Source organism: Rossellomorea arthrocnemi (assembly GCF_904424705.1).
Lineage (GTDB): Bacteria > Bacillota > Bacilli > Bacillales > Bacillaceae_B > Rossellomorea > Rossellomorea arthrocnemi.
The window spans coordinates 1-12,068 of sequence record NZ_CAJGBF010000034.1; the positions used below are offsets into that span (position 1 = coordinate 1).

At 45.2% G+C, this 12,068-nt stretch carries 12 protein-coding genes; all 12 read left to right on the forward strand.

Features of this window, described 5'->3' with window-relative positions:
• Positions 1 to 169: 169 nt before the first annotated feature.
• The 12 genes from BAA9072_RS22800 to BAA9072_RS22855 all read left to right on the forward strand — a co-directional run bounded on the left by BAA9072_RS22800 (position 170) and on the right by BAA9072_RS22855 (position 12,019).
• Positions 170 to 1,393: a substrate-binding domain-containing protein gene (locus BAA9072_RS22800; protein WP_201716858.1), complete on the forward strand. Its 1,224-nt coding sequence runs from the start codon at positions 170 to 172 to the stop codon at positions 1,391 to 1,393.
• A gap of 99 nt (positions 1,394 to 1,492) precedes the next feature.
• Positions 1,493 to 2,257, forward strand: a complete 765-nt coding sequence (locus BAA9072_RS22805; protein WP_201716859.1) for an ABC transporter ATP-binding protein — start codon at positions 1,493 to 1,495, stop codon at positions 2,255 to 2,257.
• Positions 2,241 to 2,948, forward strand: a complete 708-nt coding sequence (locus BAA9072_RS22810; RefSeq protein ID WP_201716860.1) for an ABC transporter ATP-binding protein — start codon at positions 2,241 to 2,243, stop codon at positions 2,946 to 2,948. The genes BAA9072_RS22805 and BAA9072_RS22810 overlap by 17 nt, the downstream gene beginning before the upstream one ends.
• 12 nt (positions 2,949 to 2,960) lie before the next feature.
• Complete coding sequence (locus tag BAA9072_RS22815; RefSeq protein WP_201716861.1) at positions 2,961 to 3,821, forward strand: branched-chain amino acid ABC transporter permease; 861 nt, start codon at positions 2,961 to 2,963, stop codon at positions 3,819 to 3,821.
• 4 nt (positions 3,822 to 3,825) lie between these two features.
• A complete protein-coding gene (locus tag BAA9072_RS22820; protein ID WP_201716862.1) occupies positions 3,826 to 4,821 on the forward strand; it encodes a branched-chain amino acid ABC transporter permease in 996 nt (331 codons plus the stop codon).
• Between the two features lie 14 nt (positions 4,822 to 4,835).
• A complete protein-coding gene (locus BAA9072_RS22825; RefSeq protein ID WP_201716863.1) occupies positions 4,836 to 5,840 on the forward strand; it encodes a 3-oxoacyl-ACP synthase in 1,005 nt (334 codons plus the stop codon).
• A 16-nt stretch (positions 5,841 to 5,856) separates the two neighbouring features.
• Entirely contained in the window at positions 5,857 to 6,768 is a 912-nt protein-coding gene (gene phaZ, locus BAA9072_RS22830) for an intracellular short-chain-length polyhydroxyalkanoate depolymerase (protein WP_201716864.1), read from the forward strand.
• Positions 6,765 to 7,508, forward strand: a complete 744-nt coding sequence (gene fabG, locus BAA9072_RS22835) for a 3-oxoacyl-ACP reductase FabG (RefSeq protein ID WP_201716865.1) — start codon at positions 6,765 to 6,767, stop codon at positions 7,506 to 7,508. Before phaZ ends, fabG begins: the two co-directional genes overlap by 4 nt.
• 634 nt (positions 7,509 to 8,142) lie before the next feature.
• The gene (locus tag BAA9072_RS22840) at positions 8,143 to 9,267 is read left to right on the forward strand and encodes an endonuclease (protein WP_408015261.1); all 1,125 of its coding nucleotides are present in this window, start codon (positions 8,143 to 8,145) and stop codon (positions 9,265 to 9,267) included.
• A 114-nt stretch (positions 9,268 to 9,381) separates the two neighbouring features.
• Positions 9,382 to 10,872 carry a class I adenylate-forming enzyme family protein gene (locus BAA9072_RS22845; protein WP_201716866.1) on the forward strand — a complete coding sequence of 497 codons (1,491 nt, stop codon included), beginning with the start codon at positions 9,382 to 9,384 and terminating at the stop codon, positions 10,870 to 10,872.
• A gap of 47 nt (positions 10,873 to 10,919) precedes the next feature.
• On the forward strand, positions 10,920 to 11,468 hold the full coding sequence (locus tag BAA9072_RS22850) for a GNAT family N-acetyltransferase (RefSeq protein ID WP_201716867.1): 549 nt from the start codon (positions 10,920 to 10,922) through the stop codon (positions 11,466 to 11,468).
• 164 nt (positions 11,469 to 11,632) lie between these two features.
• A complete protein-coding gene (locus BAA9072_RS22855) occupies positions 11,633 to 12,019 on the forward strand; it encodes a VOC family protein (protein WP_201716868.1) in 387 nt (128 codons plus the stop codon).
• Positions 12,020 to 12,068: the final 49 nt, after the last annotated feature.

The following is a 12,068-nucleotide window of genomic DNA, read 5'->3' on the forward strand; positions in this document are numbered from 1 at the left end:
AAGTTGAAAGGGCAGCTCAAAAAAATAGCTGAGTGTGCGACAGCGTCTGTGAAGGCGATGTTGAAGGAAGCTCGTGAGATAGATTCTTCCAGGGGCATTTGTAACTCCTCTCCCCTAAGATGAGATCAAAGCTATTATCGCTTTAGTTCAATCTTAAGGGGGAAAAAGAATGAAACGATCGTTTAGATGGACGGCTCTCATCCTGATGTTGTCATGCCTGTTGATAGCAGCAAGTGCCTGCAGCTCGGAAAGCAGTAGTAGCTCCGGAGACGGGGAAGGGAAGGGACAGGAGACTGTGAAAATCGGTGTGCTTGCTTCCCTTACCGGGGCACTTGAGTCATACGGTAAGCAAACGCAGCGAGGCTTTGAATTGGGTCTGGAGTATGCGACGGATGGAACGATGGAAGTGGCAGGGAAGAAGATAGAAGTAGTATATGAGGATACAGAGACAAAGCCGGAGGTAGCGGTTCAGAAAGCGACGAAATTATTAGAAGAAGATGAAGTCGATTTTATGGTGGGATCTTCAAGCTCAGGTGACACAATGGCTGTACTCCCTCTTGCAGAGGAATATGAAAAAGTCATGATTGTCGAACCGGCAGTGGCGGATAGTATCACAGCATCAGAGTTTAATCCATATATCTTCCGGACAGCACGTAACTCTTCGCAGGATGCTGTTGCAGGGGCAGCGGCGATCGCAAAGGATGGGGTGAAGATTGCCACTTTGGCACCGGATTACTCTTTTGGTCGCGACGGGGTGGCAGCCTTTAAGGAAGCAGCAGTAAAGCTTGGAGCTGAAATAGTCCTGGAAGAATATGCTGATCCGGCAGCGACAGATTTCACTTCGAATATCCAAAAGGTCATGGATAGTAAACCGGATTATCTCTTTGTCATCTGGGCGGGAACCAACTCTCCTTGGAACCAGATAGCAGATATGAAGCTTCAGGAAAAAGGGATCAAAATATCAACGGGTGCACCTGATATTGCAGCACTTTCTGCGATGGAGCCCCTCGTTGGGATGGAAGGATTCAGTGTTTATTACCATGAGCTGCCGGACAATGAAATCAATGACTGGTTAGTTGATGAACATAAGAAGAAATATGACGGAGAAGTACCGGATCTCTTCACTCCAGGTGGAATGAGTTCGGCGATTTCCATTGTAGAGGCGATTAAGAAAACAGAAGGTGATCTGAATCCGGATACCCTGATTGACACGATGGAAGGCATGAGCTTTGAGACGCCGAAAGGGACGATGACGTTCCGTGAAGAAGACCATCAGGCTCTTCAAACATTGTACGCCATTAAGCTTGAAAAGAAGGAGGGAGTTCCTTATCCTGTACCGGTATTGATCAGAGAACTTTCTCCAGAAGAGACCGCTCCACCGATCCGTAACTAAAATGAACAAAAACGAATGAATGTGGGGTGACTGACAAGGTGTTTTGGAACTTTGTTTACAGTCATCCCCTTTCATGAAATCCAAGCGGGGTGATAAACGTTGAGTATTTTAGAAACCAAAAATTTAAGTGTTACGTTCGGAGGAGACACTGCCGTTGATGATGTGACGTTTTCTGTACCTGATAAGGAATTCAAATCTATCATAGGCCCAAATGGTGCCGGGAAAACGACGCTTTTCAATCTATTAAGCGGTCAATTAAAGCCGACGAAAGGAGATGTATTCCTTAAGGGGAAGAAAATCACCAGGATGTCCCCGACAAAGCGTGCCCGTCTCGGAATCGGCCGCTCCTTTCAAATGACGAATGTGTTTCCAAATTTAACAGTGCTGGAGAATGTGAGACTGGCTGTACAGTCCAAACTGGGAATTCGGTATGTGATGCACAAGAATATTAAAGCATTCAGCGAAATGATGAGCGAATCATATGACTTATTGAAGCTTGTCATGCTCTCGAGTAAAGCCAATTCTCTTGCCGTAAATCTTGCACATGGGGAAAAAAGAAAACTCGAAATCGCCATGCTTCTTGCACTCGATACAGAAGTCTTACTGTTGGATGAGCCGACCGCAGGGATGTCCGTGGAGGAAGTACCGGCTATATTGGAAGTGATTCGTGCCGTCAAATCCCAAGGAACGAAAACGATTATCCTCATTGAACACAAAATGGATATGATTATGGATTTATCAGACAGCATTATGGTGCTATTCAATGGTCGGCTGCTTGCTGATGATCATCCGAAGGAAATCATGAAAAACGAGCAGGTGCAATCCGCATATTTAGGGGGTCTATACGATGAGCACACTGCTTAAAGTAGATCAGATTGAAACGTTTATCGGGCAGTATCATATCCTCCAAGACGTTTCCTTTGAAGTGAAAAAGGGGGAGGTAACGGTCCTGCTCGGACGAAATGGTGCAGGAAAAACGACCAGTCTCAGGAGCATCATGGGACTGACCCCGCCATCGAAAGGAAAGGTCATCTATAAAGGTGAAGAAATCCAGGGGCTCCCCACCTTTAAAGTGGCGGGTAAAGGGATCGGGTATGTTCCTGAGGACCAAGGAATATTTGGCGGTCTGACAGTGGAAGAAAATATGAAGGTGGCAATGAAAACCCAGGATAAAGAGACGGAGGATCGAATGCATTGGATCATTGATCTGTTTCCGGATTTAAAGAAGTTCTGGAAGAAGGCAGGAGGGAACTTAAGCGGAGGACAGAAGCAGATGCTTTCCATCGCAAGGGCGTACTTGAATCAAAACGACCTTATTTTAATTGATGAACCAAGTAAGGGTCTCGCTCCGATTGTTGTCGAGAAAGTCATGCATTCCATAGAAGAAATGAAGGAGAGAACGACGATTCTCCTTGTAGAGCAGAATTTTCTGATGGCGAGTCAGATCGGGGACCGTTTCTATATTATCGACGATGGAACCACTGTCCACGATGGACAGATGCATTCACTGGTGAAAGATGAAGAAATGAAAAAGAAATATTTAGGAATCGCGTGAGGAGGAAAGAAGATGGACCTCATCATTAACCTGGCACTGAATGGATTGGCGACAGGAATGCTGATCTTTCTGCTTGCAGCAGGCTTGACTCTTATATTCGGATTGATGGATGTTTTGAATTTTGCCCACGGTGGATTATTCGCCTGGGGGGCTTATAGCGGGGTTTGGGTTTATACGGTGACAGGAAGCTTTGTGGTAGGCATCTTAGGGGCTGTTGCAACAGGATTGGTATTAGGTTTTGTGACGGAGAAATTCATCATACAGCCTGTGTATGGCAACCATGTTCAGCAAATCCTGATTACCCTGGGATTTATGCTCGTCCTGTCAGAATTATTGAAAGTGGTCTGGGGACCGAATCAGCTGTCGGCCACAGCACCTGCCTATTTAGCGGGAAGCTTTTCGATTGGAGATATTATCGTCATTAAATACCGTATCTTCATTATCCTCATAGGTCTCCTCATTTTCACAATTGTTCAACTGATTCTGAATAAAACAAGAATCGGATTGATCGTCCGGGCTGGGGTCATGAATAAAGAAATGGTCGAAGCATTTGGGATCAATATTAAGAGAGTATTTATGTATGTATTCATGGTCGGATCTGCCCTTGCTGCCCTGGGGGGGATACTCCTTGCTCCATACTCGGGTGTCATTTATGCGGAAATGGGCATGGAGTTCGCGATCCTCGCCTTCATCGTAGTGGTGATCGGGGGGATGGGAAGCTTTCCGGGTTCTTTATTCGCAGCGATCTTAGTTGGATTGTCAGGATCGTTCATGACTTATTATGTACCGGAATTATCTCTGGCGGTCAATATGATCTTAATGGCACTCGTACTCATATTCAGGCCACAAGGATTATTTACAGTAAAGGGGTGAGGAAATGAAGGTTTTCAATCAGAGATCGAACACATTTTTAGGAATGGCATTAGTCTTATTAATCGTCTATCCATTTTTCAACGATTCGAGAAGCATGATGATTCTTCTGACACAAGTATTCATCTTTGGTATATTCGCCATGAGCTACGATCTTCTTCTTGGTTACACAGGGATCGTCTCCTTCGGTCATGCTATGTTCTTTGGAATCGGAGCCTATTCCACAGGGATCTTTCTCGATCGAATGGAGCCTACCATGTTTTGGATAGCGGTCTCCATTCTTGCCGCCTCCGTCATAGCAGGGGGGGTCAGTTATGTGGTTGGACTTTTGACGCTGCGCCTTAAAAGTCATTTCTATGCCATGCTGACCCTCGCCTTCGCAGGATTGTTTCTCGTCGGTGCGGAAAAGTGGAGAAGCTTAACCTTTGGGAATGATGGATTTACCTTTCGTACACCGGATTTAATGAAGGATCGTCTCGTCTTTTACTTCGTCTGTCTCAGCGTCATGGTCATCATCTTTCTATTATTAAAGAGATTCATCCATTCACCAGCCGGCTCCGTTCTTCAGGCAATCCGGGAAAATGAGAAGAGAGCAGAATCAATCGGATTTCATGTTCTCCATTACAAAATTCTGGCAAGTGTGATTGCGGGAGTGACGGCAAGTTTCGCAGGCTCATTGTATGGCTTGTCCTTACGCTTCGTGAATACCAGTGTGTTTACCATGGATATGACCCTTGATGCATTATTAATGACCATCATTGGTGGAGTGGGGACACTAATCGGACCGATTGTCGGTGCAGGGTTGATTGAATTTGCCCACTACTTTCTGACCGAACTCGCCAAAACGTATCCTATCTTTGAACGATGGATCATTTTCTTCGGGATCCTTTATATCCTGGCCGTGATGTTTTTCCCGACAGGCATTGTGGGATCATTCAAAAAAATCAAGAAAAGAAAACGGACAAAAGAAGAGCAAACAGAAGAGAAAACCATTGCAAGCTAGAAAGGAGGATCTTCATGACAATCGGCATACAGAGCACTGGAGTATATTTACCCTCATCGACTATGAGCAGTAAGGAAATTGCGGAAAAAGCAGGACTTCCATTAGAAGTTGTAGAAACCAAGATGGGGATTAAAAAGAAAACGGTTCCAGATTCTGAAGACCATACATGTGCCATGGGGATACAGGCGGCAAAAAAAGCCATTGCAAAAGCGGGTATCAATCCAAAAGATATCGACGTGGTTATATACGTTGGGGAAGAACACAAGGAATATCCTCTCTGGACCGCAGGCATTAAGCTCCAGGAAGAAATCGGTGCGTATCATGCCTGGGCATTCGACGTTGCCTTGAGGTGCGGAACCACGATAATGGCAATGAAACTCGCAAAAAGCTTACTGGAAACGGACCCGGACATTAAAGTAGTGCTTCTGGCGGGAGGCTACCGAAACAGCGACTTCATCGATTACGAGAATAGCAGGACCCGCTTTATGTTCAATCTGGCAGCAGGAGGAGGGGCAATGATTCTTCAGACAAATCTGAAGAAAAATATCGTATTGGAAACCTCCATCATCACCGATGGATCGTTTTCAGAAGACGTCATTGTCCCTGTGGGAGGGACAAAGGAGCCTTTGACCGGAAAGTCCCTTCAACGGTATAAGCTGGATGTGACCGATCCTGAAGGAATGAAAAGGAGACTGGAACAGAAGTCCATGGATTATTTTTTAAAGGTTGTCCGTGAATCTGTTTTTAAAAGTGGATTTGAAGAGAAGGATATCTCTTATGTCGCCATGCTTCATATGAAAAGATCCGCCCATCGCTATGTATTAAAAGAATTGGGCCTTTCGGAAGAACAATCCATCTACCTGGAGGAATACGGGCACATCGGACAATTTGATCAAATTTTATCACTTGAATTGGCAGAAGAAAAGGGAAAGCTGAAGAATGGAGATCTGGTCGTCCTTGTCAGTGCGGGAATTGGATACGCATGGGGAGCGACCACCATCATTTGGGGACATTCATAATAGGGGGATCAACGATATGGCGAAAGTTCAATTGAAGAAAGTATTGCTTCGAAATGGAGAAACTCTTGCTTATCGGGAACGAAGCGGGGGACATATTCCTCTCGTTCTCGTTCATGGGAATATGACGTCATCCAAACATTGGGATATCGTACTGGATAATATGGATGAAAGCTATAAGATTTATGCCGTTGATATGAGAGGGTTTGGAGAATCCAGCTATCATCGGGAGATTGCGAGTATCAAAGACTTATCCGAAGACTTGAAAGATTGGCTGAACAGCATTGGTCTCAAGGGGTTTTCCATGATGGGGTGGTCCACAGGCGGCGCGGTCGCCATGCAATTTGTTATCGATTACCCGGAGGATTGCAAGAATCTTATTTTACTGGCTTCTGCATCGACAAGGGGCTATCCATTCTTCGCCACGAAAGAAGACGGCACCCCGGATCTTGGAAAGCGACTTCGTACGATGGATGAAGTGAAGTTGGATAAGGGAAAGACCATTCCCGTACAAGGGGCATACGACGAGAATAACCGCGAGTTCCTCCGTGCCCTCTGGGATGCCTTGATTTATACCCATACCCAACCCGATGAGGGACGCTACGAAGATTATATCGATGATATGAGGAGCCAGCGGAACCTTGCTCACATCTATCAAGCACTCAATGAGTTCAATATCAGCGGAGTCCATAATGGGCTCGTTGAAGGAACGGATAAAGCACGCTCTATTTCCCTCCCCGTCCTTGTCATGAGGGGAGAAAGGGATTATGTCATTACAAAAGAAATGACAGAGGAAATTGTCGAGGATATAGGAGAAAACGCTGTATTTGTTGAATTAAAGAATAGTGGGCATTCACCACTCATTGACGATTTGGGTCAATTGCTTCAGACGGTCCAATCATTTTTGCAAACGAAGGAGGAAATGGCATGAGACTTGAGGGAAAAGTCGCCTTAATCACGGGTGCGGCGAACGGGATCGGATACGCTGCATCAGAAACATTTGTAAAAGAAGGGTGCCATGTAGCACTTGTGGATTTTAATCAGGAAGCAGGAGATAAAAAAGCCCGCATGCTGAACGATCTTGGTAAGGGGAAGGCTGTCTTCTTTCAAGGAGATGTAGCCGATCGCTCTTCGGTGGATTCATTTGTAAAAGGAGTAAAAGAACAGTTTGGAAAGATCGATATTTTAATCAACAACGCGGGAATCACAAGGGATGGCATGGTTCATAAGCTATCGTCCGAGGATTTTCAGAAGGTACTGGATGTCAATTTAACGGGGGTATTTAACTGTACCCAGGCAGTCCTTCCTCACCTGATCGAAAATGGCAAAGGCAAAATTATCAATACTTCTTCTGTCAGCGGGGTTTACGGAAACGTCGGCCAGACCAATTATGCTGCGACTAAGGCGGCTGTCGTGGGGATGACGAAAACGTGGGCGAAGGAATTAGGGCGCAAAGGGATCACAGTCAATGCAGTAGCACCGGGTTTTACCGAAACGAATATGGTTGCAGCAGTCCCTGAGAAAGTCATCGATCAAATGAAAGCGATGATTCCACTGGGGCGATTGGGAAGACCGGAAGATATCGCAAAGGCATATTTGTATTTGGCATCAGATGACAGTGATTATGTAAATGGGACCGTACTTCATGTTGACGGGGGCATTATGATGTAATTTGACAAAAAAGTGAAGTGAGAAGTTGTGAAATCACATGGGCTGCGTGGGCCAGTTGGCGCATTTATGGGAGTATTCAAGGATCTGCTCCCGAGAAAGGGCCCTGTACCGTCGATGCAAAAAGATTTACATATTACTGAAACTGGGTCGTTGGATAACAGTGATTTAATTAAGCTATGAAGCCTTTCCCACAGTATTTAGCTGTGGGGAAAGAGCTTGGACTTGAACGGGAGCGGAATAAGTATCGCTCATCCTGTTGGCTGCACCGTGTGCCCGGCTTGTCGTATTTTTATTGTATGAATTAGCGCCATGAAATGAAGAATGGAAATTCGTTATTATGTGTTGGCGGAGGAATGGGTGTTTCGGTTTTAATAGAGGGAACATAGTATGGAAAGTGTCGGTCCTTGGTTGGACCGGTACTTTTTTGAGTTAGCAAAATGAACAAAGTCATCCCCGGTCTATTAGCATAAAGTCTGTGATAATAGACTCATTTTCTCTAATTTACACAAAATTTACCCTATTGTGATAATAGGTATTGTACGCTAAAAGTGTAATATCCCAAAGGAGGCGAAGCAATTTGAAATTTGCACAGAAAAAAGTCATCGCTATTTTTACTATTGTATTTCTTTTTACGATTGCGTGCAGTCAAGTATCTCCGACTCAAATGAGTGCTGCCGGAAACGGTACGTGGAATTCACCTTACACGGTGGAACAGGCCATATCCAACCAAAATGGTTCCACCCAGACCGTGGAAGGGTACGTGGTAGGACAGCCAACCTCCTCGTCATCCGTGATCACGAGTAACTTTCCGAACGATTATGCCCTATCGTTAGCTGCTTCACCGTCAGAAGCCAATACAGAAAAGATGGTGTATGTTCAGATACCATCCTCTTACCGTTCAAGCTATGGTCTCGAAAGCAACCCGGGACTCATGGGTGAAAAGATCAAGGTGACGGGCAGTTTGACGGCCTACTTTTCCCACCCGGGAGTGAAGGCGACATCGGCATTTGAACAAGTGGAGGGTGGGGAAACAGATCCTGACGATCCACCAACAGACCCGAATGATCCACCGGCTAATGAAGAATACTACAACCCGGCAGAAGGGAAAACGGGTGAGGCTCTGAAAACAGCACTACATACTATAATAGATGATCATCAAACCCTTTCCTACGATGCTGTATGGGGAGCGTTACGAAACACAGATGAAGATCCGAATAATCCAAATAACGTCATTCTCCTCTACTCTGGCCGCTCTCAATCGAAAACGACAAACGGAGGCGCAGTGGACGATTGGAACCGGGAGCACGTCTGGGCGAAATCCCATGGAGATTTCGGAACGGCACAAGGACCAGGGACGGACCTTCATCATTTGAGGCCGACGGATGTAACAGTCAACTCTTCGAGAGGGAATCTGGACTTTGATAACGGTGGAAGCCAGCATAGCGAAGCCCCGGGAAATTATTATGATGGGGATTCGTGGGAGCCACGTGATGAAGTGAAGGGCGATGTTGCCCGTATGATTTTCTATATGGATGTCCGTTATGAAGGGGACAGCGGCGAAGTGGATTTAGAATTGAATAACAACGTCGACAACGGCAGTGCCCCCTATATGGGTAAGATGTCTGTACTTCTGGAGTGGAATGAACAGGATCCTGTCGATGCGAGGGAAATCCGCAGAAATAATATCATCTTTGAACAATATCAAGGAAACCGAAATCCATTCATTGATCACCCTGAATGGGCAGAAATGATTTGGTAGAGAGTTCTGGCCTGGAATCTTCCGGGTCTTTTTTTGTTGAATGACCGATCCTGTAACTCATTTGTAACCCCCTTCTCCTATGATGAAAGCAACTACTCAAAGGAGGAGATGAAGATGGAAAGAGTTGTCACTGATTGGTTTCAGAAGCGATCAATAATCTCTCCTGAACATGTTGCATTAATGAATGCTGCTACGAACGAAATGATTCATTACCACACTTTAGATGAACGGGCGTCTAAGTGGGCTCAATATATGCATGATAACGGGATAATAAAAGGGGACCGTGTGGTGTTGGTTTCCACTAATCATACGGTTTGTTTTGAGCTTTTGTTTGCTTGTGGAAAGATTGGTGCTGTGTTTGTTCCACTCAATTGGCGGTTGGCGGCATCGGAGATTGAATCGATCGCAAAACATTGCTCACCAAGGCTGATTTTATATAAAGAAGAATTCTACCCTCTTGTCACACACCTTTCTCTTGTCTGCCAAAAGCTATGCATCGATGAAGTAACACAAGAAGTATACTCCCGGGACGTTGGAGTATCACAGCTTCCCATTCTCTCGGCCTCAGACCCCTGGGTGATGATCTATACAGGTGGAACGACAGGGAATCCAAAGGGAGTCGTACTTTCCCATCAATCGGTGACGGCCAATGCCCTCAACACGGTGGTAAGCTGGAATTTGACAGAAGAGGACTGCACTCTGACGTATTTGCCAACCTTTCATACCGGAGGGTTAAATGCTCTTTCCATTCCCCTTCTGATGGTGGGAGGGAAGGTTGTGATTGCAGAACGCTTTGAACCGGTTCAAGCGATACAGGACTTGAATCAATATGGTTGCAGCATTGTACTGCTTGTTCCGACGATGTACCACCTGCTTATAGAAAAGAGGGAATTTAAATATACCCCTTTTCCAAAAATGAAGGTATTTCTTTCAGGAGGGGCCCCTTGTCCGGGAAAGGTATATGAATTTTTTAAAGAAAAGAGGATTCCCTTTAAGGAAGGGTATGGTTTGACTGAGGCAGGGCCGAATAATTTCTACATTGACCCTTCCCGCATGAAAAAGGGTTCAGTCGGAAAGGCGATGATGATGAACCGGGTGAAAGTTGTAGATGAAGTGGGAAATCCTGTCGGTCATGGCGAAGTCGGGGAGCTGCTATTAAGTGGGGATCATTTATTCAAAGAATATTGGGAAAACCCGGAACTAACGCAACAAGTGCTGAAAGACGGCTGGCTACATACGGGAGATCTGGCAAAGTATGATACGGATGAAGATTACTATATTGTCGGCCGCAAAAAAGACATGATCATTTCCGGTGGGGAAAATATTTATCCTCAGGAACTTGAACACTGGATAAGCGAGCACCCTTCCATTTCTGAGTGTGCAGTAATCGGCTTGCCCCACGAAAAGTGGGGTGAGGTCGTCACTGCCTTTATCTCGGTACGAAATGAGGGGGGAATATCAACAGAAGACGTGAAGACGTATTGCTTGCAGAAGTTTGGTAAGTATAAAATTCCCAAGGAAGTTCATTTTGTGAAAGAACTTCCAAAAACCGATGTGGGTAAAGTCAACAAGCAGGCCCTTACAAACCTTTTTCAGGGTCAATAAAGGAAAAGGAATGGAACATCTCGAAATATATGTCGAGGTGAAAAAGGATGAAACAGTTATTGACAGGCACGAGAATTTATCTATCAGGCTTTCAGGAAGAAGATAATACTCCTATAAGGGAATGGAGTCAAAATGAAGAAGTGCATAGACTATTGGATGCCCTTCCCCATAAGCCGAAATCAGAAGAAGAGATTAAAAAGTGGATGGAGAGTTCTGAAGATAATGCTTTTCGTTTTGCGATCCGTCTAAAGGATGATGGCAGGATCATCGGATTTGTGGAATTGGACGGTATTCTTTGGAACCATCGTGTGGGGTGGATTTCCATATCCATCGGTGAAAAGCAGTCATGGGCGAATGGATACGGCAAGGAGGCTATGCGGTGTCTTTTGGCTTATGCCTTTCATGAGTTGAATTTATACCGTCTGCAATTAACGGTATTTTCGTATAATGAGAGAGCGATCCGTTTATATGAATCACTGGGGTTCACGAAAGAAGGGTGCTACCGTCAATTTCTGCAAAGAGACGGGAGTCGTCATGACATGATTTTATATGGGTTACTGGCAGGTGAATGGAAGGACTGTACGGAAGAAGGATGATAATGTCCTTCTTTTTTTGTGTGTTAGGAGGAAAGAGGGGTGGGGGTGGAACGAGCTCAGTCAATTTCTTTTATTTTTTAAATGGCGTAGTGTAAGTAGAAAGACGTCATTAAGTACTCAGTTTCACAGGAAAAGAACTTATCAAAATGAAAGGTGGGCTATAGGTGAACATATCCGGCTTCAATCACCTTACAATCGATACTAGTAGTGTAGAAAAATCAATGCCTTTTTATCTGGAAATCATGCAAGCTACGCTTATACATAAAGGGCGGAGGGATGCGTATTTGGAATGGGGGCCAATATGGATCTGTCTCCAGGAAAAAGACAACCTTGGGACATCTTGTGGATACGGGATCCATCACATCGCCTTTTCCATCGATGAAGAAGCTTTTTTTGAAGCAGTTCAAAGATTGAAGGAAAAGAAAGTTCGTATTGTAAGGGGACCTTCAAGAAGAGGGAAAGGGTGGAGTGTCAATTTCCTTGCCCCGGATAATGTCCAATTCGAGCTCCACACGTCGAATCTCGTGGAGAGAATGGAGGTCTGGCACTAATCCCCTGTCTCTCATAATCCGCCCCCGACCAGTCCCGCTGCCCTGGTAA